We start from the raw sequence: 24,077 nt of genomic DNA, 5'->3' as shown, positions 1-24,077 counted from the left end.
CCAAAAGGCCAAAAAACCACAAAGACAGTTTTCAGTTCCCATCAAAGGTTATTTTGTCAACAATCTGAGGGGCCCCCCTCGGGAGGGCGCACCTTTCTTTCGTCACTTCAAGTTTTCTGGGTTGAGCGGTTGGAGTTCGTCGATGACGAACCGGCCGTCTTTGCGGATCAAGACGTCATCGAACCAAATCTCGCCGCCGCCGTAATCAGGACGTTGGATATTGACGAGATCCCAATGGATCGTCGAATCGTTACCGTTGTAAGCGTCGTCGTACGCTTGTCCCGGCGTGAAGTGGAAACTTCCATCAATCTTCTCATCGAACAAGATGTCTTTCATCGGATGCTGGATGTACGGGTTGACACCGATGGCGAACTCGCCGACGTAACGGGCACCTTCGTCCGTGTTGAACACGTCGTTGATCCGTTCCGTATCGTTTGCTGTCGCATCGATGATTTTCCCGTCTTTAAACGTCAGTTTCACATTTTCGAACGTGAAACCGTGGTACGGTGACGGCGTGTTATACGTGATGACGCCGTTGATCGAATCTTTTACCGGCGCTGTGAACACTTCACCGTCCGGGATGTTCATCTGACCCGAGCACTTGATGGCCGGGATATCTTTGATCGAGAACGAAAGGTCCGTCCCCGGCCCTTTGATCGTCACCCGGTCCGTCTTGTCCATGAGGGACACGAGGGCGTCCATCGCGCGATCCATCTTTCCGTAGTCGAGCGTACAGACGTTAAAGTAGAAATCTTCGAACGCCTCGGTCGACTTGCCGGCAAGTTGTGCCATCGATGGGGATGGATAACGGAGCACGACCCACTTCGTTCCTTTTACCCGGTCCTCCGTGTGCATTTTGCCGATGGTCGCCCCGACGAGTTTTTGTTGCTCGGCTGGTACGTCCGATAGTTCATTGATATTGTCCCCGGCCCGGAGTCCGATGTAGGCGTCCATCGCTTGCATCTGCTTACGCTCGATGTCTGCCATCAGCTCGAGCTGTTCGCGGCTCGCTTTTGTGTACAGCTTGCGCAAGATGCGGCTCTCTTTCAACAAGACGAACGGCTGCCCCCCGGCCTCGTACGCTTTTTCGACGAGCGCCTCGACGAGCGACTCCTCGACGCCGAAATTTTCAATCAGAACGCGTTCTCCTTGTTTCAATTCGACCGAATAGTTGATCAATCCGTCTGCGAGTTGTGTGATTCTTGGATCTCTCATACGTCCACCCCTTTAACTTTTTTTAATTTATTTCTATTTTAGTGTAATCGAAAACATAAAAACGGGTAAAGGAATAATCAGACCGGATGGCGAAAACGGTTGTGACAAATCTTTTCAGTCATAATGGTGCTATAATGAAACCACCATATTATCGAACAGGAGGAATGAATGGATGGAAATCACATTAGGAGGCATCGCAGGCCTAATCGCGGCTCTCGCGTTTGTCGTACTCGTCTTTTTCTTGGCCCGTGTCTTGTCGAACGTGAACCGAACGCTCGGTAGCGTCGCCAACACGACAGAGAATTTAGAACGTCAGTTAGATGGGATCACAATGGAAGTGACGGCGCTCTTACATAAGACGAACCGTCTCGTAGATAACGTGGAAGAGAAGACAGAATTGCTCGCACCGGTGGCACACGCCCTCGACGAGCTCGGGACTTCACTCAATGAAGTGACAGAGTCGGTCCGGACGGTGTCTTCGTCTGTACACGGAGCGGCCGATGAAAACAAAGAACAAATTGCCCAAGCAGTGCGTTGGGGCTCAGTTGCCGTAGAATTATTCAAGAAAAATAAAACCGAGTCTGGCGAACGACCGTCACGTCGTCGCGGCCGTCGGGAACGTAAAGAAGAAACATCGTCGGTTTCGCCAGGAGTCGTTGCGACAGACGATACGATGAAGTAAACATTTCATTCACAGGAGGAACTCACACATGACATACGATAAAAACAACTCACCACAACAACAATCTTCAGGCGGTGGCTTCTTAGCCGGCGTCGTACTCGGCGGTGTCATCGGAGCAGCAGTCGCCCTTCTCACGTCGCCTAAGAGCGGACGAGAAGTTCGGACGTACCTCGATGAAAAGACGGCCACGTCACGAGAACGTTTGACGGTGAAATCGAAAGAAGTACGTGAGAAAGCGGAACCAGTCGTTGGGGATTGGATCAAAGTCGCCAGCGACAAATCGGCACCGCTCCTCGAAAAAGCGGCACCTGTCTTGAACCTTGTGAAAGACAAAGCCCGTGAAGCAGCCGAGTTGAAGCAACAAGTCGATGAAGACGAATTGTCAATCGAAGAAGCGATGGAGAAGGCGGACCAACTCGTTGCCGAAGCGGAAGCTGAAGTGAAGGAACAACTCGACCGTGCTGCCGAAGAGTCGAACGAGTCGAACGAAAAGAACGACAACGAGAAGTCGGCTTCGAACGAAACGTCGAACGAGAAATCAGCGCCATCGTCGAAAGCGAACAAAAACGAAGCGAACCGCGACAAGCAAGAGAGCAGCCGCGACGCATCGGCCAATCATGAATCGGACTTCGAGTCGCCGGTCAAAGACTTGCTCGATGACGAATCGAAACAAGAGCTGAAAAACTTGAAAAACGACTTGAAGAACGGCAAGAAATGAGCGGAGTGCCCGGGTTGACCCGGGTGCTTTTTTTGTGGAATTTGTGTCACAGACCATTTGTCTATGACAAAGCGAAAAAAGTTCGATATAATTAGGTTTCTGGAAAGAACGGCTTAGAAATGAGAGGGTAATTATGAGTCCACAAGATCAATTGAATCGATTACGTCGTGAGATGGATGAATTGAACCGTGAAATGCTTGATTTGCTTAGTCGCCGTGGTGCGCTCGCGGTCGAGATCGGGAAAGTGAAACGCCTTCAAGGTGTCGAACGCTACGATCCGGTACGGGAACGTGAGATGCTAGACTTCATCGCGGCGGAAAACCCAGGACCTTTTGAGACGCCGCGTCTTCAACATTTGTTTAAAGAAATGTTCAAAGCATCGGCGGAACTGCAAGGCGAAGACCGTGACAAGACGTTGCTCGTGTCTCGGAAACGTCAGGCGGAAGATACGATCGTCACGCTTGACGATGTCACTGTCGGCAACGGACGTCCCCAATTGATTGCCGGACCGTGTGCCGTCGAATCGTTCGAGCAGGTTAACGCGGTCGCTGAGAAACTGGCGTTGTCTGGCGTGAAGATCATGCGGGGCGGGGCGTACAAGCCACGGACGTCACCGTACGACTTCCAAGGTCTCGGTTTCGACGGATTGCAAATGCTCAAACAAGCGGCTGACCGTCATGACTTACGGGTCATCTCTGAAATCATGACTCCGGGTGCGGTCGAATCGGCGCTTCCATACGTAGATATCATTCAAGTCGGGGCCCGCAACATGCAAAACTTTGACTTGTTGAAAGAAGTCGGGAAAACCGATAAACCGGTCTTGTTGAAACGAGGATTGTCGGCTACGATTGAAGAGTTCATCTACGCGGCCGAGTACATCATGGCCAGCGGAAACAGTCAGATCATTCTGTGTGAGCGCGGGATCCGGACGTATGAACGGGCTACCCGGAACACGCTCGACATCACAGCCGTGCCGATTTTGAAGCAAGAGACGCACTTGCCGGTCATGGTCGATGTCACACATTCAACGGGACGTCGTGACTTGTTGCTCCCAGCAGCCAAAGCCGCACTCGCGGTCGGAGCGGACGGCGTTATGGTCGAAGTCCATCCGAATCCGGCGATCGCCTTGTCGGACGCTCAGCAACAACTTGATTTCGATCAATTCGACCACTTCGTGGACGGACTGACGTCGCAATTCCCTCAACTTGATTTGGTAAAAAAGTAAGCTTTCCAATTGGAAACGTTTTATATCGCATGAAGACAGGGTAAAATGATGACAGATACCTGTCTTCCTTTTTTGACACGTTTTTTGAAAATCGTTTGAAAATCACTGCTTGTAGGAGGAGTTTTAATGAATAGTAATAACGTAACAATCTATGATGTCGCACGTGAAGCCGGGGTGTCGATGGCGACCGTCTCTCGTGTCGTCAACGGGAACCCGAACGTAAAGCCGACGACCCGTAAGAAAGTCCAAGATGCGATCGACCGTCTTGGCTATCGCCCGAACGCCGTGGCGCGTGGTCTCGCCAGCAAGAAGACGACGACGGTCGGCGTCATCGTCCCGGATATTTCAAACATCTTTTTCGCGGACCTCGCCCGCGGAATCGAGGACGTGGCGACGATGTACAAGTACAACATCATCCTCGGCAACTCGGACTCGAACCGTGACAAGGAGATTCATTTGTTGAACACGTTGCTCGGTAAGCAAGTGGACGGCATCATCTTCATGGGCGGCCGGCTCCATGAAGACCTCGTTGACGAGTTCAAGAAGTCACCGGTCCCGATCGTCCTTGCGGCGACGCTCAACCAAGGGTATGACTTGCCGGCCGTCAACATCGACTATGAGCAGGCAGCGTACGACGCGACCGAGATGCTCATCGGTCACGGTCACAAGCAAGTCGGCTTCATCACGGGTCCGCTCGAACAACAAATCAACGGAGAGAAGAAGTTCGCTGGCTACCGCCGGGCGCTCGAGGATGCTGGTCTTCCGTTCCAGGAGAACGATGTCATTCTCGGGAACTACACGTACGCCTCTGGTCTCGAAGCGATGCAGAAGATGCTTGAGCGTGATGACTGTCCGAAAGCGATTTTCGCCGGAACGGATGAGATGGCTCTTGGTGTCATTCATGCGATTCAAGACGCCGGTTTCTCGGTGCCGAACGACTTTGAAGTCGTCGGGCACGATAACACGCGTCTCGCCACGATGATTCGTCCGAAGTTGACGACGGTCGTCCAGCCGATGTATGACATCGGTGCCGTCGCGATGCGATTGTTGACGAAAATCTTGAATGCGGAAGAAGTCGAAGAGAAGAACGTCGTCCTCCCGCACCGAATCGAACGCCGTGATTCGTTACGGAACGACTAAATAACACGCACCTAGGCCGATCGGCTTAGGTGCGTTTTGTTATAAGTATAGTGACTTGCGTTCATTGGAGATGAACGGCCAAAACGCTCGTTTCGTCACTTCCCAATTTTTTTCTTCGATCTGTTGGCGGCGCGGGATGTGGTCGAACGTATACGACGCATCGTCCCATCGCGTCGGCAACGTCGCGTCGGCTGTTGCCGACCACTGGTCAATCCATGCTTGAGGGATGTCTCCGGCGTATGGAGCTTCCCGGGTCAAGCCGGCCCATACTTGGGCCCACGCCCGTGGCACCGTTCGAAACCAATCGTAGCCGCCGCCGCCGAGCGCGACGAGACGGCCTTCCGTATATTCGTCGGCCAGGCGGGAGGCGATTTGAGGAATCTGCTCAAACGTCCGAATCGTTGAGGCGAGGTGCGTCAACGGGTCGAACGCATGGGCATCGGCCCCGTTCTGCGTCAAGATGATGTCGGGTTTGAACCAGGCGCACGCCTCGCGCAAAATCGTCTCGTAACAGTGGAGGAAGGAGTCGTCTTGCGTGAACGCATCGACGGGCACGTTCCAACTGTACCCATAGCCGTTGCCGTTTCCGCGCTCGGTCACAGCACCGGTACCAGGGAACAGATAGCGCCCGGTCTCATGAATCGACAGCGTCATGACGTCAGGGTCGTCATAAAATAGCCACTGCACGCCGTCTCCGTGATGCGCGTCGGTGTCGACGTACAGCACGCGCATCCCGTATTGTTTACGGACGTGGGCGATGGCGACAGCGGCATCGTTATATACGCAAAAGCCGGAAGCCTTGCGTTGCATGCCGTGATGGAGACCGCCGCCGACGTGAAAGGCGCGCTCGGCTTTTCCGCTCGCCACGAGATCGAGCGCATGCATCGTACCGCCGACGAGCCGGGCCGCACCGTCATGAATCGTCGGAAAGATAGGGGTGTCTTCTGTCCCGAGCCCGAACTTGTTCGCCTTGAGTCCAGACAACTGTCCGGCCGCTGCCGCTTGGACGGCCTCGATGTAGTCCCGGTCATGGACGAGCGCCAAGTCCTCTACCGAGGCGAGGGGAGGCGCGATGCATTCGTCGGGAGACAGTTTGCCTGAGGCGACGAGGAGGGACGTCGTCAGCTCCAAGCGGATCGGGTTGAACGGATGGTCCGCATGGAAGCGGTAGGATGTCTCGTTCTCCCCGAATATGTAGGCCGGTCTCATTGGGACATCTCCGGACCGAGCACGTCATATCCTTCACGTTTCAACCGTTCGATGATGCGAAGCGGGTTCATCGTCTGGATGCGGAACGAGATGATTCGTTTGTACGGGTCGGCTGTCGGATGCACGAAGACGTTAATGATGTTGATGTTCGTCTTGGCGAGAAGACGCGTCACTTTCTCGAGCGTGCCGGTCGTGTTCTCGACGAGAATCTCGATTTGAGAGCTCGGTTCGAGCGCTCCCGTCAATTGGACGAAGTAACGAAGTAAATCGGTTTCCGTCAACACCCCGACGAGCTTGCCTTGCTCGACGATCGGTAAGCAAGTCAGACGGTATTCATAAAATAGGGCGGCCGCATCTTCGAAAAAATCGTAAGGATGGGCCGTCGTCACGTCTTGGCGCATGATGCTCGAGACGGGATTTTGAAAATCGGCGCTCTCGCTTTCCGGATGGAACACGCTCGTCGCGCCGCTCATTTCAAACTGTCCGATGATCCCGACGACTTGCCGGGCCGGGTTCGTGACGATCAAATGGCGTACTTTATTGTCGCGCATGAGCTTGGCCGCATGGGCGATCGTATTCGTCGGTTGAATCGTCACGACGTGGCGATTCATCATCTGTTCAATCAGCATCGTACCCCTCCTCAGTCATACATGAACCGGCGTCGGAGCCGGAGTGAATCGAAATGGTCAATCGTTTCTTGGCGGACGTTCTTGCCGATGCGTGCCATGAGGCAGTTGGCCGGGTGGGACGCGATTTCAGGGTCGTCCGTCGGGAAGAAGACGAGACCGCCGTGATTCATCATTTTCTCCATCACTTTCCGATAGTCCCAAATCGACAAGCCGCTTCCTTTCAAATCCCAATGCCAGTAATACTCCGTCGTCAAGATTAAAAAATCGTCCATATGCGGGTCCATCATCGACACTTCAAGCAGCTGTTTGCCGATGCGTTGGCCGCGGAAGCGAGGACTCACCTCGATGGCGCCGAGCTCGAGGATGTACGGATCGTTGCCTTCACTCCAGCGTTCATACGGGTCCGGATACAAATACGTGACGTACCCGATGACGAGTTCGTCGACCCGGGCGACGATGATGCGTCCTTCTTTCAAAGCGGCGATTTCGACGAGTGCCTTCTGTTGGTCTTCCGGCTCCCGAAACGCCGTCAACCCCTCGTCAAGACGATACGTCGCGAGCACGTCGCTCTCCACCGGCCCATCGATGATTACGGCTCCGAGTGAGGTTTCCCACACTTTTGAATGATATTGTTTTTCCATGGAGTCACCACCTTTTCCACTTCTTATTATAACGCTTTCATTCGTGTTGTTTCACACCGTTTTGGAGTTTTTGGAAATTCATTGATTTGTCATAATATTAACACTATACTGAAAGTGGTTATACCATTCTTTTCAGGGGAGGCGAATCTTTAGCGATGGAGAAATTGAAAGCGTTATCAGGGGAACATCAATTGGCGTCGTATGAAGAAGCTTGTCAGTCGTTCGAGTGGACGCAAGCAGAAGCGTTATTGTCTTGGAATTTAACCGGAAACGTCAATATGGCGTATGAGGCGATCGATCGTCACGCAGAAGGGGAACTCGCGACGAAGCTGGCCTTGCTCTACTTCGATGGGGATCGGGAAGAGCGTTACACGTATGCAGATATGAAGCGAGAAAGTAATCGCTCTGGGAACGTTCTGAAATCGGTTGGGGTGGAGAAAGGCGATTGTGTCTTCATCTTCATGCCGCGGAGTCCAGAACTTTATTTTATTTTACTCGGTGCGCTCAAGCTTGGGGCTATCGTTGGACCATTGTTCGAGGCGTTCATGGAACAGGCCGTCCACGACCGTCTGCTCGACTCGGAAGCGAAAGTGATTGTGACGACCGAGGCGCTCTTGCCGCGCGTCCCGGTGGATCAGCTGCCGCACTTGGAGACGATTCTAATCGTCGGTGATGATGTTTCAGAGGGCGGGAAGATCATCGATTACCGCAAGTTGGCGCAGGATGCCTCGACAGATCTTGATATCACTTGGGTCGACCGTGAAGACGGCATGATCTTACACTATACATCAGGCTCGACCGGCAAGCCGAAAGGCGTGCTCCACGTCCACAACGCGATGATCCAGCACTTGATGACGGGGAAATGGGTGCTCGACTTGCAGCCGGACGACGTGTATTGGTGCACGGCCGACCCGGGCTGGGTGACGGGCACGAGTTACGGCATTTTCGCGCCGTTCTTGAACGGGACGACGAACGTCATCGTCGGGGGACGGTTCAACCCTGAGTTTTGGTACTCGGTCATCGAACGGTTCGGTGTCACGGTCTGGTACAGCGCCCCGACGGCGTTCCGCATGCTCATGGGCGCCGGCGACGAGGCGTTTGAGAAGTACGACTTGTCCTCGCTCCGGCACATCTTGTCGGTCGGCGAACCGCTCAATCCGGAAGTCATCCGATGGGGCAATGAATCGTTCGGCTTACGCATCCACGATACGTGGTGGATGACGGAGACCGGGGCGATGATGATTTGCAACTATCCGACGATGGACATCAAGCCGGGCTCGATGGGGAAAGCGATCCCGGGATGTGAGGCGGCCATTTTGGACGACCGCGGCCAGCCGCTCCCGCCGCACCGGATGGGCAACTTGGCGCTCAAGACGCCATGGCCATCGATGATGCGGAAAATTTGGAAGAACGATGCGAAATATGAAAGTTACTTCTGGGGCGACTGGTACGTCTCGGGAGACTCGGCGTACATGGATGAGGATGGGTACTTCTGGTTCCAAGGCCGTGTCGACGATGTCATCATGACGGCCGGTGAGCGGGTCGGGCCGTTCGAGGTCGAGAGCCGTCTCGTCGAGCACCCGGCTGTCGCCGAAGCAGGGGTCATCGGAAAGCCGGACCCGGTGCGCGGGGAGATCATCAAAGCGTTCATCGCCCTTCGGAAAGGTTATGAGCCGTCGGATGAACTGAAGACCGAGATCCAAAAGTTCGTCAAAGAAGGGCTCGCGGCCCATGCGGCCCCGCGTGAAATCGAGTTCAAAGACAAGTTGCCGAAAACGCGAAGCGGGAAAATCATGCGCCGCGTCTTGAAAGCGTGGGAATTGAACCTCGAAACGGGTGATTTATCGACAATGGAAGATTGATCAAAAAAAGGTCGACACCGTGGTGTCGACCTTTTCGTTGCGTTTATTCGTCAGCGTCAGCCTCGGCATCGGCCTCAGCTTCAGCTTCTTCTTTGGCTTTCTTTTCAGCCTCAGCTTTCTTCTTGGCCTCTTCTTCTGCCTTTTTAGCGTCTTCTGCTTTCTTCTTCGCTTCCGCTTCGGCTTTTTTCTTCGCCTCGGCATCTTTTTGTTCAGCAGCTTCACGTTTCGCCTCTTCCGCCTCTTGCTTGGCTTCTTCGGCTTCTTGCTTCGCTTCTTCTGCTTTCTTCTTCGCTTCCTCTTCCTTCTTCTTCTCTTCGAGTTTCTTCTTCTCAGAGAACGTTCCAGAGTCTTTGAAGTCGTCCGGTTTTACGCTAGACGGTTGCGTGAAGCGTGCGTTCGAATTGAATATTTCTGGCCGCTCAGTATAGACACTGTTCGCAATTTGCGACCACATACCTTGTGTTCGCTGATAATAACGACCATATCCTTGGCCGTCGACTAGACCATTTTCTTTATCGTAGCCGGTCCAAACGGCCAAAGTGACACCAGGTGTCGAACCGACCAAGTAAGAGTCACGACGATCCTGTGTCGTTCCAGTTTTACCCATCCAATCCCCTGGTACGTTCAAGAGCGATTTGGCGTATGTCGCTGTTCCGGACGTATAGACGTCTCGTAACATATCGACAACGAGGTAGGCCGTACGATCCGAATAGATGCGCGTTTTCTTCGGGTTCTTTTCATAGATGACTTCGCCTTGGTATTCGACACGGTCGATAATGTACGGTTCGACATGTTCACCGCCATTCGCGAGCATGGCGTAGCCGGAAGCGAGTGAACGTAATGAGACAGAACTTACGCCAAGTGCCATAGACGGCGCATCTCGTGTATCTTCAGGTACGTTCATTCCCATTTGAAGCATTTTTTCTGTATCTTTTCGGAAAGCGGCACGCTCTTCGTAAATTTTAACAGCTGGGACGTTACGAGACAGTTTCAAAGCGTCTCGTGCCGTCATTGGTCCACGGTATCCGAGATCTTCATTTCGTACCGGAATGGTGTTCGGAGCTGTCCCATTTTGATACTTATACTCTTCATCGATAATGACCGTATCGGTCGTGATGAGACCTTGCTCGATGGCATTTGCATAAACAAGTAGCGGTTTGGCGGTCGATCCGATTTGACGATTCATTAAGCGAGCGCGGTTATAGTCGTCGGTTTTACCATTGACATAACGACCACCAACGAACCCGAGGATACGACCGGTCTTATTTTCGAGCATAACAGCAGCCGTCTGCTCCGGTCCTTGTTCTGGGTCAACTTTTGCGGAGTTTCGTGGACCGAAGTTTCCTTCATTGCGGGCTGGACGCTGCATGGATTCATGAACTTCTTTATCCAGTGACAGATGAATCTCGTAACCACCTTGACGGAGTGCATTGTGGGCACGACGTCCATATGTGGTTAGGATTTCATCGCGATCTGCTGTACTTAACTCATTTAAATCGACACCATCTTGTTGCAAAAGATAATCGCGAACGATTAGGAGCGCATCTTCTTCAGCCCACTGAACAACATACGGATACCGATCGCGCGGTTTCGATTGTGTCTTCATGAAGTCTTGAGTGATGTCGTAGTTGTACGCCGCATCATATTCTTCTTGTGTGATTTTCCCGGCGACGTACATTCGGTTCAGTACCGTCTTCATCCGGTTAATGCCGGCCGTGACGTCTTCTTTAATGACACCGCCTTGATAGTACGGTGTATAGAGGAACGGGTTTTTCGGAATCCCGGCAAGGAATGCCGCTTGCGGGAGCGTCAAGTTCTCTGCTGACGTGTTGAATACGCCACGAGACGCTGCTTCGATTCCCGAGATGTTGCGTCCCATCGAGTTACGACCGAACGAGACGACGTTCAAGTAGGCGTTCAAAATCTCATCTTTATCCATCGCTTTTTCGAGACGGAGCGCGAGCAATATTTCTTTCGCTTTCCGTTCGAACGACACTTCGTTCGTCAACATTTGGTTCTTAATGAGCTGTTGGGTGAGTGTCGAGCCACCGGTGCGGTCTTCTGAACCGGTCGCTTCTTGCAAGATGGCGCGGAGCGTCGCTTTCGGGACGACGCCGTCATGCTCATAAAACTCGACGTCTTCGGTCGCTAAGAGCGCGTCGATGACGAAAGGCGATACTTTATCGACGGGAATCGGCGTCCGCACTTCATCGGTCGTATAGTTCCCGATGCGTTCTCCGCTTCCGAAATAAATGTCAGAGGTCGACGAGTACGTGTTGATTTGTGACGTCATCGTCTTATAGGCAGGGGTTGGCATGTCCTTGACGAGCGACGCGAAATACCCGGCACCGATTCCGGCGCCTAAAAAACTGATGAGGACAACGGAGATGATCGTGAGCAGGAGTACGTTCCACGACACATCGTAAAATACATTGGCATAACGGCGGGCTTTCAAGGACGTTGGATTATTCCATAAGTCTCGAATCTTTTGCAGCATGACAGCCTCCTTCATATAGTGTAAATCAATTGGAAACAGTAATATATTCGATTATAGCACAAGTCTTTCCCCACCTTATCGCGAATCGACCTTTCGTTGCAAGTTTCAATCTTGTTATTGACAACGTGGAAAGCAAACTTATAAAATGAATGGCATAGTCATTATATCGATGCGATGAAGAAAGCGAAGTAGTTGGTGGACCGCTTGTCCAGAAAGCTAGTGGGTGCTGTGAACTAGCCAATGTCAACCGATGAATTACACTTTTGGAGCATGCCACTAGGCCGGGTCGAGACCGTTATCTCTCATTCAAGTGGCCACACATGTGGCAATTAGGGTGGTACCGCGGAATCTCCGTCCCTTCTCAATATGAGAAGGGACGTTTTTTTATGTCAATCGAAGGAGTGGGACAAATGGAATTATTGAATGATTTAGCATTTCGAGGACTCGTCAACCAAATGACGGATGAAGCAGGATTGAAAGAACAACTAAAAAAACCGACGACGCTTTACACGGGGTTTGACCCGACGGCCGACTCGCTTCATATCGGTCACTTGTTGCCGATTTTGACGCTCCGTCGCTTCCAAGAGGCAGGGCACCAAGTCATCGCTTTAGTCGGTGGTGCGACTGGTATGATCGGCGACCCGTCAGGTCGTTCCGATGAACGTTCACTCAACACGCTCGACACGGTGAAAGAATTCTCTGACCGCATCAAAGATCAGTTGAGCCGCTTCCTTCCATTAGAAGGGGAGAACCCGATCACGATTCGCAACAACTATGAATGGACGGCCGAGCTATCGATTATCGACTTCTTGCGCGATATCGGGAAACACTTCCCGATCAGCTACATGCTCGCGAAAGACTCGGTCGATTCGCGTATGGAGAGCGGAATCTCGTACACGGAATTCTCGTACATGTTGCTGCAATCGTTCGACTTTTTAAAGTTGTACGAAACGGAGAACTGCCGCCTGCAAGTCGGCGGGAGCGACCAATGGGGGAACATCACGGCCGGGCTCGAGCTCATCCGCCGCTTCGGTCATTCGGAGAAGGCGTTCGGCCTCACGGTGCCGCTCGTCACGAAATCGGACGGACAAAAGTTCGGGAAGACGGCAGGCGGTGCGGTCTGGCTCGATGCCGATAAGACGACGCCGTACGAGTTCTACCAATTTTGGATCAACGTCGACGACGCGGATGTCATCAAGTTCATCAAGTACTTCACGTTCTTGACGCACGAAGACATCGAAGCGCTCGCGGCCGAAGTGGCTTCGGCCCCTGAGAAACGCGTCGCCCAGCGCCGTCTCGCCGAAGAGATGACGAAACTCGTCCACGGCGAAGCAGGTCTCGAACAAGCGGAACGGATCACGAAAGCGTTCTTCAGCGGCGATCTCACGTCGCTCAAACCAGAAGACATGGACGCGGCGTTCAAAGGCATGCCGCAGTTCGAACTTGACGGAGAGCGCAATCTCGTCGACCTGCTCGTCGAGGCTGGTATCGTCCAATCGAAACGCCAAGCGCGTGAAGACGTGCAAAACGGAGCCATCTACTTGAACGGAGAGCGTGAACAAGCGCTCGATAAAGTCATCACAAAAGAAGATACGCTCGGCGAGTTCACGATCATTCGCCGCGGTAAAAAGAAATACTTCGTGATTCGTCACGTCTGATACGTTCGTCCATCTCCGTTATTTGCGGGGATGGACATTTTTTTCGTACGTCAACGCTCGGCGAGTCTGGTACGATTGAAGCAGGAAGCGAGGAGGATGTGCAATGGAAATCGAAGAATTTTTCGGTGAACAGTTCCACCAATGGCTAGAACGGTTCCGCTATTATGAGATGGCGATCACCGAACTTGAGAGCGATCTTGGGATTATCGATCTCGACTGGCAGACGCGGCTCGGCTATTCGCCGATTGAACATGTGAAAACACGGATGAAGACGCTCCCGTCCATCATTCGGAAGATGAAACAAAAACAGCTCCCACTCGAAGTGGAAGCGTTATGGGACAATGTTTACGATGTCGCCGGCGTCCGGATCGTCACGAGTTTCCGTGACGACATTTACGCCATTTTAGAGCATTTACAGACGCGTGACGACTTGAAGATCGACGTCATCAAAGACTACATCGAACACCCGAAACCGAGCGGATACCGCAGTCTGCATTTGATCGTCCGGACGAAAGTGTATTTGGCGGAACGCGTCATCTGGGTGCCGGCCGAGATTCAAATCCGGACGCTCGCGATGGATTTTTGGGCCGCGACGGAACATAAGTTACAGTACAAGTATCAACACGCCGTACCGGAGGAATCGAAACAAGAATTGATCGAGGCGGCAAAGATGGCGGACGCGCTCGATACGCAGATGGGCCGGATTCGGGAACGGATTTTGAAATAAAAAAAAATCCCCTTCGAGAAGAAGGGGATAAAAGCATTAACGTGAGTAGTACTCGACGATGAGTTGCTCTTTGATTTGGTCGTTGAGTTCAGCGCGCTCAGGAAGACGTACGAATGTACCTTCGAGCTTTTCAGCGTCAAATGTAACGTAGTCTTTTGTAGCTGGTGCTACTTCGAGAGCTTCAGCGATCGCTTTGAAGTTTTTAGACTTCTCACGAACTGAGATGACTTGACCTGGTTTTACACGGTAAGACGCGATGTCTACACGTGAACCGTCAACTTGGATGTGACCGTGGTTGACGAGTTGGCGCGCGCCGCGACGTGTGCGAGCGAGGCCCATACGGTAAACGAGGTTGTCAAGGCGTGACTCGAGCAAGAACATGAAGTTCTCACCGTGGATACCTTGCATTTTCCCTGCATCGTTGAAGATGCGACGGAATTGCTTCTCGTTGATTCCGTACATGTGACGGAGTGCTTGCTTCGCTTGAAGCTGAAGACCGTATTCAGAGATTTTACGACGACCATTGCCGTGTTGGCCTGGTGCGTAAGGACGTTTTGCTAATTCTTTACCCGTTTCGCTAAGCGAGATGCCTAAGCGACGCGAGAGTTTCCAAGCTGGACCTGTGTAACGAGCCATGTTTGGACTCCTCCTTGTTGTTCATGTATTTTGCACAAAAGAACAACGGTGTCAAAGACGGGTGACGCCCCTTTCAAGGTTCAAGCACCTTCACTTGATAGCGAAGCTACAAGATGCTCCTCCGACTAGGTCGAGGCCCGAAAGGTGGATACGTCTGTCGATGACTGCTATCGTCATTTCATGCACAAAAATCAGTATACGATGGATTCGGTTGCTTGTCAATCAGATGAAGCGAAGTAATGTTTGGCAAAATTGTTCTAAGCCTTGGCGGTCGACGTCCGAGAAACGACCGAACTCCGGGCTGTCGATGTCAAGCACGCCAATCGTCTCACCGTCACGAACGAGCGGGACGACGATCTCAGAGTTCGAGGCAGCGTCACAGGCGATGTGGCCGGGGAACTGATGGACGTCAGCGACGAGTTGCGTCTCTTGGGTCGAGGCGGCCGTTCCGCACACGCCTTTTCCGAAAGCGATATGGACGCAAGCCGGTAACCCTTGGAACGGTCCGAGGATGAGTGCGTCATCACCGTTCTTCATATAGAAGCCGACCCAGTTGATGCGGTCAAGGAATTGGTTGAGGAGCGCACTCGCATTGGCGAGGTTCGCGACTTCGTTCGTTTCGCCTTCTAATAGTGCAGCGAGTTGTTTGTTCAGTAGGTCATAGCCGGCGGCCAAGTCGCCAGAGTAAGCAGTTGTTTGAAACATATGATTCCCTCCTATATGAATACAAGCTCAGATATGCATCATCGTACACGCAATTTTCTGTTTTGTCTTCCGAAATGTTTTACCCGTCCACGAACATTCTCGTCCCAAACCGTTGGAAAACCTATGCAAATCCACAGTTGTATAATATGATTAAGTATATCTATACTTGTAAAATACATCATTTTCTTCTTTACGATACATAAGTCCATGAAAGCGGCTTGGAGGTTGTGACAAAGATGGATTACGGATTATACGGGATTTTAATTGGAATCATCGTCATCGCGCTAGGGGCCATGCTCGCTAGTATGCTCATTCGAAGAAGTTATTACCAAAAAATTGATGATTTGGATATAAGGAAGCAAAGCATTCTCAGTGCGAGTGTGCCAGCCGAACTCCAAAAATTCAAACAATGGCCGATGGAAGGAGAGACGAAAGAAAAGTTCGAACGCTGGCATCAGTCGTGGGACGAACTCGTCAGTGTCCATACCGGTCAGATCGATGAATCGCTTTACCGTTCGGAAGAAGACCTTGATAAGTATCGCTTCCTTAAAGTGAAGTCCGATTTGAACGCGACCGAGCAATTGATCGAGGAATTGGAATCTATGGTTCACGCCATGCTTGATGAGATGGCGGAGTTCAATGACTATCACGCCTCGCTCCTTGACATCGTCAAGAAAGACGAGAAAGAGTTGTACCAATTCCGCAAGACGCTCATCTCTCAAAACAATGCGTTCGGCCCGACGTACGATCTCGTTGAGGCGGAAATCGCGGCCGCTGAAGCAAAGCGGACAGAGATGATGACGTTAAAACAAGTTGGGCAAGTGTCAGAGGCGTTCATGGCCGGACAAGACTTGTCGGCAAAAGTGACGCACATCCGCGAACTCATCGGCATCATCCCGCAGTTCGTCCGGACGGTACAAGTCGAGTTAAGACAACAGCTCAACCAACTCCGCGCCGGTCATAAAGAGATGCAGATGGACGGCTATGCGCTCGAACCGCTCGGATTGATGGAAGAAATCGAACAAGCGGAAGATCGGCGCCTAGCGCTGATGGAACGAATCGAAAAGCTTGATTTCGATCATTTCGAGACGGATATGCAACAGCTCAGCTCGGACATCGATCAATTGTTCGAGGCGTTCCGCACCGAAGTCGATGCCAGACAGTACGTGAAGAACGAGTTCGCCACCGTCCGTGAGCGTGACGCGAAGACGACAGAACTTATGTCGCGCCTTCATGAAGAAATGTCACGCCTCGTCAGCAACTATGAAATCAACGCCCGTGTCGGGGAAGAGTTCGAACAACTCGAGCGCGAGCGGACGACGTTGTCGGCGAACGTACATGATATCGAGCAAGCGCTCGGTGCCCAAACGCTTCCGTTCAGTTTGATTAAAGGGAAAGTGCAAGAGGCAAAACGTTCGCTCGACCAGTTCGCTGCCATGCACGAACGGTTCATCGAGAACACGAATTCGCTTCGAAAAGAAGAACTCGAAGTGCGCAACAAGCTCGAGAATTGGAAGAAAGAGCTGTCGGCCCATCGCCGTCTGCTCGCGAAGAGCGCGATGCCGGTCGTACCGAACGATTTGATGAACGAGATGCGCCAACTGCAAAAGAGCGTCCAATCGCTCGATGAGCAGTTCGAGAAAGCACCGTTCAACATGACGTACATCGTCGGTTTAAGCCACGATATCGAAGAGACGATGGACAACTTCCGTGATCGAGTGAAAGCGCTCCTCCGGCAAGTGACGTACGCGGAACAGCTGCTTCAATACGCAAACCGCTACCGCCGCCGTGACAACGAGGTGCACATCGCCTTGACGCTCGCGGAAAACAAGTTTTTACGCGGTGAATATGGCACGGCCGTCGAGATCGGCGAGCGTGTGCTCGGCCGTTTCGACGAAGGGGCTGCACGTGAGATTCGTCAACGTGTGGAAAAAGGTCTCGAACATCAAGAGTTACTTCGTAAATAATCTATGCATGAAGATTGACGTAAACGGGAATTAACCTAGACGTCAATCTTTTTTGAATCGAGGAGGAGTTATGTGATGGGAACGCTTTGGGTGAACGGAAAGATTTATACGTTGAATAAAGAAGGCGAGATGGCACGGGCGATGTATGTCGAACACGGTCGAGTGCTGAAGATGGGAGAGGAAGGTCACCTTCGCCGTACATATGCGGGGCGGATCAAGGACATCGTCAACCTCGAAGGGAAGAGCGTCTATCCGGCGTTCACGGACTCTCACATCCATTTGATCGGCTACGGCGAAGCACTCGACCGGATCGATGCGACCGAGACGACCGATTTGAACGCGTTGCTCGAGACGATGAAACAGAAAGCGAGCGGGGACGACTGGATCGTCGCCGAAGGGTTCAACGACCGGTTGCTCGGTGAGATGCCGACGCGGGAGATGATCGATGCCGTCATCCCGGATCGCCCGGTCGTCTTGAAACGGGTGTGCCGTCACGTCGCAGTCGTCAACTCGAAAGGGTTGGAACGTCTCGGCTTAATCCACCATACGGTCATCGAAGGCGGTAAGCTCGGCCGGGACGACGAAGGGAAGCTGAACGGCGTCTTATACGACGCGGCGCTCGATTTATTGCACCGTGAGCTCGGGGGCAACCGGGAGAAAAACGTCGCCTCGATTCGCCGGGCCGTAGACTCGCTGTTTTCCCACGGGATCGTCGGCGCGCATACGGAGGACCTGTTCTATCACGGCGACCCGCTCGAGACGATTCAGGCATACGAAGACGTGCTCGGGGACGTTCCGTTCCACGCCCATCTGCTCGTCCACGAACAAGTCGTCGATCAATTGTTGCAGCATGACGCGCTCGCGAAACGTCCGCGTTTCGATTTCGGAGCGATGAAAATCTTCGTCGACGGGTCGTTCGGCGGGCGGACCGCCCTTCTGACTCAGCCTTACACGGATGACCCGGGCCAGCGCGGCATCGAAGTGCATCGTCCGGAGCATCTCGAGGCGCTCGTCAAAAAGGCACGATCTTACGGAATGAACGTGGCGGCGCACGTCATCGGCGATGCGGCGGCCGCGCAGTTCATCGATTTGCTCGAGAAGTACCCGGCCAAACGAGGCACGCGGGACCGGATCATTCACGCCTCTTTGTTAGACGACGCGTTGTTGAAACGAATCAGTGCCTTGCCGGTGCTAATCGATGCCCAACCGATCTTCTTATCAGACGATATGGACTTGTTGTTCGATCGTCTCGGCAACGACCGGGTCGACAACGCGTATCGTTTCAAGTCGATGATCGACACCGGGGCGCTCGTCCTGGGCGGAAGCGATGCGCCGATCTCGGACGTCGACGTCCGAAAAGGGCTTTACGCCGCCGTCACACGACAATCGTTCGCCGGGTCCGGGGCGCTCAGCCCGAATGAGCGGTTATCGATGTACGAGGCGCTCCGAAGCTTCACTTATTCGCCGCGCGTCGCGACCGGTACACATGGCCGAGACGGATTGCTCATTCAAAGTTACAATGCGACGTTCACGGTGTGGGAAAAAGATTTCTTTGACCTTCAAGGGCAAGCGATTTTAGATAACCGCCTCGTCATGACCGTCGTCGAAGGGGCGCCAGTCTACGAGGCCGACGTCATCAACGCATAAGAACAGGCGAGCCATCCACTGAGGACGGCTCGCCTGTTTTTGATTCGAAAAACTTAGAAGAACGAGCGCTGGACTTTGTGCCAGAACGAGTTGTTGCGCAGTTTGACCGTCTTGACGACTTGGTCCGACAATTCGATATCGATCCGGTCCGTATACTTCAAGCTGAGCGCTTCATTGTCCATCCCGATGATCGGGTAATCGTTGCCGTCTTCGATGATGCGGAGCGACAGCTTGCGTGATTCGTGGACGATGAATGACGAGCCGAGCGTCCGGTAACGGTTGTTGTTCACGGAAGCGATCTCGCTCACTTGCATGCAACGGATGAGCGGATCGACGACTGAACCGTTCAGCGATTTGTTGTAGGCTGTCGAACCGGTCGGTGTCGAAACGACCATTCCGTCCCCGCGGAACGTCTCGAAATGGAGATCGTCGATATAGACTTCGATCGCGAGCGATTTGATGATGCTCGATTTGATTGACGCCTCGTTCAAGCAGAGCAGCGGCGTCGATTGATTGATCGACGCGGCCAAAAGCGGGTATTTCCGGACTTCGAGTCCGGCTTCGATGCGAGCCGTGTTATCTGAGAACAAGCGGTCGACTTCGTCGAGCTTATGTATGTCGAAGTCGCAATAAAACTCGTTCAAGCCGCGGCCGAATCCGACGTAAATCGCGTCTTGACGGAATCCGGTGTAACGGACCGCCTGTAAAAATGCGCCGTCTCCCCCGATGGCGACGATGATGTTGGCGTCTTCAGGCCGAGTGACGATGTTAAAGCCGTGTTTCTCGCCGATTTCCTGTAACTTCTTTACTTCTTTAGCGAAATCGTTGGCGTTGCGGTGATACAAATAAACGTTGTTTCTCATCCGAGTCATCCCCTTTGTCGTTTATGTCTTCTTCATTATAACGTGTTTTGGCTACTGGATATAGGGAAAAACAGAATCAGACCGTCTGAGGCAGGAAGCTTGTCATCCGGACGGTGCCATCGATATGATGGAGACGTATAATTCAATCAAAGGGGATGAAAGAATGCCGACATTTAAAGGGAATACCGTGACGTTGCAAGGGAATCCAGTGAAGACGGGCGACAAAGCACCAGACTTCACCGCGCTCACGACGAGCCTAGAAGAAGTATCACTTGCTTCTTATCCAGGGAAGAAACTGATCAGCGTTGTCCCGTCGATCGACACGGGACTATGTGATGCCCAAACACGAGCGTTCAATGAGAATGCGGCTTCACTCGGCGGGACGGTGTTGACTGTCTCGAACGACTTGCCGTTCGCCCAACGTCGTTGGTGCGCGGCTTCTGGCCTTGATAACGTCATCATGTTATCGGACCACCGTGACCAATCGTTCGCCAAGTCATACGGTGTGCTCATGGAAGAACTTCGCCTATTGGCGCGCTCCGTCTTCGTCATCGACTCGGAAGGTACGGTTCAATACGTACAATACATGGACGAGATGACAGATGAAGTCGATTTCGATGCTGCGCTCGAAGCGTTTGACGCAGCGAAGTGATTCGCTTGGCGAAACGCGGCGAATAGCTTACACTAACGTATAGAAGTGAAACGACCGGCTCTCCTTTAGGGGGCCGGTTTTGTATGGAGAGGATGAACGAAGATGGAACGATTCGAACAACTGTACCGGGACTGGAAAAAAGATGTGAAGAAAGTGGTGGCCGACCTTGATATGCTTCCGCTCGAAGCGTTGATTGAAGTGTTGGAGCGTGTCGATGTGGAGGCAGAGAAAATGGACGATGTGCGAAAAGCCGTCAGCCTGCTCGTCCTTGAAGAGACGACATCGCTCCCGCCGAACCATCAGCCGACACCTGACGCGGTCAGCCTGTTCATCGGGTACTTGGCGACGAAACTCGTCAAAGATGGGGCGACGATTTTAGAACTCGGGAGCGGGACGGGTACGCTCGTCCATGCCGTGTTATCGCAAGTGAAAGATGCGACGGCCCAAGCGGTCGAAGTGGACGAGTTGATGCTTCGTCTTTCGTATGCGATCAGCAACTTGCTCGAGAAGCCGGTCTCGTATTTCCATCAAGATGCGTTAGAACCGATCGTCGTCGAACCGAGCGATTTGACGCTCGTCGATTTGCCGATCGGCTATTATCCGAACGACGAGGTCGCGAAGACGTATGACTTGCGCCGTGAGGAAGGTCATTCGTACTCGCATTTCTTAATGATGGAGCAGGCGATGCGGCACACGTTGCCAGGCGGGCACGGCATTTTCGTCATTCCGAACAATTTGTTTGAACAGGATGACGAAGGGAAATTAAAACAATGGATGGACCGCGAAGCAGTCGTCAAAGGCGTGTTGCAGTTGCCGACGACGATGTTCAAAGACGAGCGATATGCGAAAAGTCTACTGATGCTACAAAAGCTCGGTGAGGGCGTCAAACGCCCGAAACAAGCGCTTCTCGTCGAACTGCCGTCGTTCACGGACGTCCGCGCCGTTGCCAATATTGTGAAACAGATTGATGACTGGTTTAAAACAACATAATTTTATTAGGCAAAAGACTTGAAAAGCATACGTCATATCAAGTATCTTCATTATGATACAGTTATCGGTTTTAAAGAAAACAGATAAAAGATACCCGTTTAAATCGAAAGGTAAGAGGTGTATGACATGACAAAAATTATGGCAGTCAACGCAGGGAGCTCATCGCTCAAGTTCCAACTTCTCGAAATGCCGTCTGAAGACATGCTCGCAGTCGGTCTAGTCGAACGCGTCGGGAAAGACGATGCAATCTTCACAATCAAATACGGTGAAGGACAAAAGTTCAACGTCGTCACGCCGCTTCACAACCATAAAGAAGCGGTCGAGCTCGCGCTCGAAAAATTGATTGATCTCGGAATCATCGCGTCGTTCGATGAAATTTCAGGAGTCGGTCACCGTGTCCTTCACGGGAAAGAGTTGTACGCTGATTCGGTCGTCATCGATGATGAAGTGATGGCGAACATCGAGTCGTTCGTCGAACTCGGGCCGCTCCACATCCCGCCGAACTTGACAGGGATCCGTGCGTTCCAAGCGATTTTGCCGAACGTGCAACAAGTCGCGGTGTTCGACACGGCGTTCCACCAGTCGATGCCAGAGGAGAACTTCTTGTACAGCCTTCCTTACGAGTATTACACGGAGCATGGCGTGCGCAAGTATGGTTTCCACGGGACGAGCCACAAGTACGTGACGCAACGCGCCGCCGAACTTCTCGGCCGTCCGCTTGAAGACTTACGTTTGATCTCATGTCACCTCGGAAGCGGTGCCTCGATCGCAGCTGTGGCCGGTGGTCGTTCAATCGATACGACAATGGGCTTCACTCCGCTCGAAGGGATCACGATGGGAACACGCTCAGGATCGCTTGACCCGGCGCTCATCCCGTTCCTTATGCAGAAGACAGGCAAGTCGGCAGAAGACGTCTTGAACGTCATGAACAAAGAGTCGGGCGTATACGGACTCTCTGGTATCTCGAGTGATTTGCGTGACATCGAGCAGGCGGCTGCAGAAGGCAACCACCGTGCCGAAGTCTCACTCAAAATCTTCTCGAACCGAATCCACGGATACATCGGCCAATATGCGGCTGAGATGAACGGCGTCGACGCCATCATCTTCACGGCAGGCGTCGGTGAGAACTCGGACGTCATTCGGGAGCGGATTCTTCGCGGCCTCGAGTTCATGGGCGTCTACTGGGATCCATCGCTTAACAACGGAGCGCGCGGCAAAGAGTTGTTTATCAACTATCCGCACTCGCCGGTCAAAGTCATCATCATCCCGACTAACGAAGAGTTGGTCATCGCTCGTGACACGGTACGCATCGCGAACCTTGTGGAAGAGCACGCGTAATCAGCGATTCGACAGTTTACCCCTTTGTTCATCCGAACAAAGGGGTTTTTTGTGTGACTTTCGTCCCGTTTCATTATCTTGTGCACTAGGACTCTCGGGTAATGTTGGCGACAGGTTTGTAACAATCGGTGTGAAAAACAGAAACTTTGTAACATCTAAGTCATATATCATCCAATATATGGGTTTTTATATTACGAAAATACGGACTCGTTTGTAAAATCGTCATCTTCCTTTAAAAATGATCGATTTTGTAACATTGCCGTAACTTTCGTGTCATTCAAATGAATTTTAGTTGTAACGGCACACGCAGGTGATTCGTCATATAGTTATCTGGACGAAACATACTCGTCTTGACTCATCGGATTATACGTTGAACGTACTGGACATCAAAGAAATCGACAACATGAAACACGACAAACCAAACCGACTAGGAAAGGACGAACCACATGCTAAAAAAAATTGGAACGGTCTTACTACTGACGGTCATGACATTCGCGATGCTTTTACCGCAACAACAAGTTGAGGCGTCATCAAAAGTACTCGTACAAAGCCAAGTGGACGGCTTGAACGTCCGGGCAGCGGCTCACGTTAGCGGCAAAGTGCTCGGCAAGATCAACAAAGGACATCAATTAGAACGCACAGGCTCAAAAGGAGCATGGATTCGCGTCAACTATAAAGGGAAAGTCGGTTGGGTCGCGACAAAATACTTACGCACCGTCAAACCGGTCTCAAAATCAAACGTGAAATCGTATACGATGAACGCTTCGGCCTATACGCCGTATTGCAAAGGCTGTTCTGGAAAGACGGCGCTTGGATGGAACGTACGCACGCAAAAACATAACGTCGTCGCGGTCGACCCGCGCGTCATCCCGCTCGGTTCAAAAGTACAAGTGTACGTCGGCGGGAAGTTGATGGGGACTTACACGGCGGCAGACACAGGCGGTGCCATCAAAGGGAACAAGATCGACATCTTAATGTATTCGCAAAGCACGGCTTTGAAATTTGGCCGGAAGACGGTAACTGTCAAAGTCTTATAACGAACGAGCAAGGGCCACCGCTTCGCGGTGGCCCTTTTT

The 24,077-nt window shown here is 52.3% G+C and carries 21 protein-coding genes and 1 other annotated feature; of the genes, 13 read left to right on the top strand and 8 right to left on the bottom strand.

Features of this window, described 5'->3' with window-relative positions; genetic code table 11:
* Positions 1 to 102: 102 nt before the first annotated feature.
* Positions 103 to 1,215 (bottom strand): aminopeptidase, encoded by a 1,113-nt coding sequence (locus JJU47_RS10605; protein WP_228619106.1) that lies wholly within the window; start codon positions 1,213 to 1,215, stop codon positions 103 to 105.
* Positions 1,216 to 1,387: 172 nt separating this feature from the next.
* Between JJU47_RS10605 and JJU47_RS10600 the strand changes: the two genes are divergently transcribed.
* The 4 genes from JJU47_RS10600 (at position 1,388) to ccpA (ending at position 4,980) form a co-directional block, all read left to right on the top strand.
* Positions 1,388 to 1,897: a DUF948 domain-containing protein gene (locus tag JJU47_RS10600; protein ID WP_024371344.1), complete on the top strand. Its 510-nt coding sequence runs from the start codon at positions 1,388 to 1,390 to the stop codon at positions 1,895 to 1,897.
* A gap of 28 nt (positions 1,898 to 1,925) precedes the next feature.
* The gene (locus tag JJU47_RS10595) at positions 1,926 to 2,615 is read left to right on the top strand and encodes a YtxH domain-containing protein (protein WP_228619104.1); all 690 of its coding nucleotides are present in this window, start codon (positions 1,926 to 1,928) and stop codon (positions 2,613 to 2,615) included.
* Positions 2,616 to 2,748: 133 nt separating this feature from the next.
* Positions 2,749 to 3,840 (top strand): bifunctional 3-deoxy-7-phosphoheptulonate synthase/chorismate mutase, encoded by a 1,092-nt coding sequence (locus tag JJU47_RS10590; RefSeq protein ID WP_228619101.1) that lies wholly within the window; start codon positions 2,749 to 2,751, stop codon positions 3,838 to 3,840.
* Between the two features lie 126 nt (positions 3,841 to 3,966).
* A complete protein-coding gene (gene ccpA / locus JJU47_RS10585) occupies positions 3,967 to 4,980 on the top strand; it encodes a catabolite control protein A (RefSeq protein WP_228619098.1) in 1,014 nt (337 codons plus the stop codon).
* A gap of 39 nt (positions 4,981 to 5,019) precedes the next feature.
* On the opposite strand, the gene JJU47_RS10580 is transcribed toward ccpA, so the two are convergent.
* The 3 genes from JJU47_RS10580 to JJU47_RS10570 are packed head-to-tail and all read right to left on the bottom strand — an operon-like array spanning position 5,020 to position 7,459.
* Positions 5,020 to 6,189 carry an acetoin utilization protein AcuC gene (locus tag JJU47_RS10580; protein WP_228619096.1) on the bottom strand — a complete coding sequence of 390 codons (1,170 nt, stop codon included), beginning with the start codon at positions 6,187 to 6,189 and terminating at the stop codon, positions 5,020 to 5,022.
* Positions 6,186 to 6,818, bottom strand: coding sequence for an acetoin utilization AcuB family protein (locus JJU47_RS10575; protein WP_228619094.1), 633 nt, complete (start codon positions 6,816 to 6,818; stop codon positions 6,186 to 6,188). The genes JJU47_RS10580 and JJU47_RS10575 overlap by 4 nt, the downstream gene beginning before the upstream one ends.
* Before the next feature lie 11 nt (positions 6,819 to 6,829).
* Positions 6,830 to 7,459, bottom strand: a complete 630-nt coding sequence (locus JJU47_RS10570; RefSeq protein ID WP_228619092.1) for a GNAT family N-acetyltransferase — start codon at positions 7,457 to 7,459, stop codon at positions 6,830 to 6,832.
* 155 nt (positions 7,460 to 7,614) lie between these two features.
* On the opposite strand from JJU47_RS10570, the gene acsA reads away from it, so the two are divergent.
* A complete protein-coding gene (gene acsA / locus JJU47_RS10565; protein ID WP_228619090.1) occupies positions 7,615 to 9,321 on the top strand; it encodes an acetate--CoA ligase in 1,707 nt (568 codons plus the stop codon).
* Between the two features lie 43 nt (positions 9,322 to 9,364).
* On the opposite strand, the gene JJU47_RS10560 is transcribed toward acsA, so the two are convergent.
* Positions 9,365 to 11,818, bottom strand: a complete 2,454-nt coding sequence (locus JJU47_RS10560) for a transglycosylase domain-containing protein (RefSeq protein WP_228619087.1) — start codon at positions 11,816 to 11,818, stop codon at positions 9,365 to 9,367.
* Positions 11,819 to 11,983: 165 nt separating this feature from the next.
* Positions 11,984 to 12,180, top strand: a binding site (T-box leader).
* A gap of 48 nt (positions 12,181 to 12,228) precedes the next feature.
* Here JJU47_RS10560 and tyrS point away from each other — a divergent pair.
* Both tyrS and JJU47_RS10550 read left to right on the top strand, forming a co-directional pair.
* Entirely contained in the window at positions 12,229 to 13,476 is a 1,248-nt protein-coding gene (gene tyrS / locus JJU47_RS10555) for a tyrosine--tRNA ligase (protein WP_228619084.1), read from the top strand.
* A 103-nt stretch (positions 13,477 to 13,579) separates the two neighbouring features.
* The gene (locus tag JJU47_RS10550; RefSeq protein ID WP_228619082.1) at positions 13,580 to 14,203 is read left to right on the top strand and encodes a GTP pyrophosphokinase; all 624 of its coding nucleotides are present in this window, start codon (positions 13,580 to 13,582) and stop codon (positions 14,201 to 14,203) included.
* 36 nt (positions 14,204 to 14,239) lie between these two features.
* Here JJU47_RS10550 and rpsD read toward each other — a convergent pair whose 3' ends face one another.
* Both rpsD and JJU47_RS10540 read right to left on the bottom strand, forming a co-directional pair.
* Positions 14,240 to 14,839, bottom strand: coding sequence for a 30S ribosomal protein S4 (gene rpsD, locus JJU47_RS10545; protein ID WP_029595169.1), 600 nt, complete (start codon positions 14,837 to 14,839; stop codon positions 14,240 to 14,242).
* Between the two features lie 222 nt (positions 14,840 to 15,061).
* Positions 15,062 to 15,544: a GAF domain-containing protein gene (locus JJU47_RS10540; protein ID WP_228619079.1), complete on the bottom strand. Its 483-nt coding sequence runs from the start codon at positions 15,542 to 15,544 to the stop codon at positions 15,062 to 15,064.
* A gap of 236 nt (positions 15,545 to 15,780) precedes the next feature.
* On the opposite strand from JJU47_RS10540, the gene ezrA reads away from it, so the two are divergent.
* Positions 15,781 to 17,511, top strand: coding sequence for a septation ring formation regulator EzrA (gene ezrA, locus JJU47_RS10535; protein WP_228619077.1), 1,731 nt, complete (start codon positions 15,781 to 15,783; stop codon positions 17,509 to 17,511).
* A 75-nt stretch (positions 17,512 to 17,586) separates the two neighbouring features.
* Positions 17,587 to 19,158 (top strand): amidohydrolase, encoded by a 1,572-nt coding sequence (locus tag JJU47_RS10530; protein ID WP_228619075.1) that lies wholly within the window; start codon positions 17,587 to 17,589, stop codon positions 19,156 to 19,158.
* A gap of 53 nt (positions 19,159 to 19,211) precedes the next feature.
* Here the strand turns inward: JJU47_RS10530 and JJU47_RS10525 are convergent, their stop codons facing one another.
* Complete coding sequence (locus JJU47_RS10525) at positions 19,212 to 20,030, bottom strand: NAD kinase (protein ID WP_228619073.1); 819 nt, start codon at positions 20,028 to 20,030, stop codon at positions 19,212 to 19,214.
* Between the two features lie 154 nt (positions 20,031 to 20,184).
* Between JJU47_RS10525 and tpx the strand changes: the two genes are divergently transcribed.
* From tpx to JJU47_RS10505, 4 genes are all read left to right on the top strand, one after another.
* Entirely contained in the window at positions 20,185 to 20,673 is a 489-nt protein-coding gene (gene tpx / locus JJU47_RS10520; RefSeq protein WP_228619070.1) for a thiol peroxidase, read from the top strand.
* A gap of 102 nt (positions 20,674 to 20,775) precedes the next feature.
* Entirely contained in the window at positions 20,776 to 21,663 is an 888-nt protein-coding gene (locus tag JJU47_RS10515; RefSeq protein WP_228619067.1) for a class I SAM-dependent methyltransferase, read from the top strand.
* 126 nt (positions 21,664 to 21,789) lie between these two features.
* Positions 21,790 to 23,001, top strand: a complete 1,212-nt coding sequence (locus tag JJU47_RS10510) for an acetate kinase (protein WP_228619064.1) — start codon at positions 21,790 to 21,792, stop codon at positions 22,999 to 23,001.
* Positions 23,002 to 23,447: 446 nt separating this feature from the next.
* Positions 23,448 to 24,038, top strand: a complete 591-nt coding sequence (locus tag JJU47_RS10505; protein WP_228619061.1) for a 3D domain-containing protein — start codon at positions 23,448 to 23,450, stop codon at positions 24,036 to 24,038.
* Positions 24,039 to 24,077: the final 39 nt, after the last annotated feature.

The organism is Exiguobacterium sp., assembly GCF_020832205.1.
Taxonomy (GTDB): domain Bacteria; phylum Bacillota; class Bacilli; order Exiguobacteriales; family Exiguobacteriaceae; genus Exiguobacterium.
Note: the sequence above shows the minus strand (reverse complement) of the source record. Positions and strands in the feature narration are given on the sequence as shown.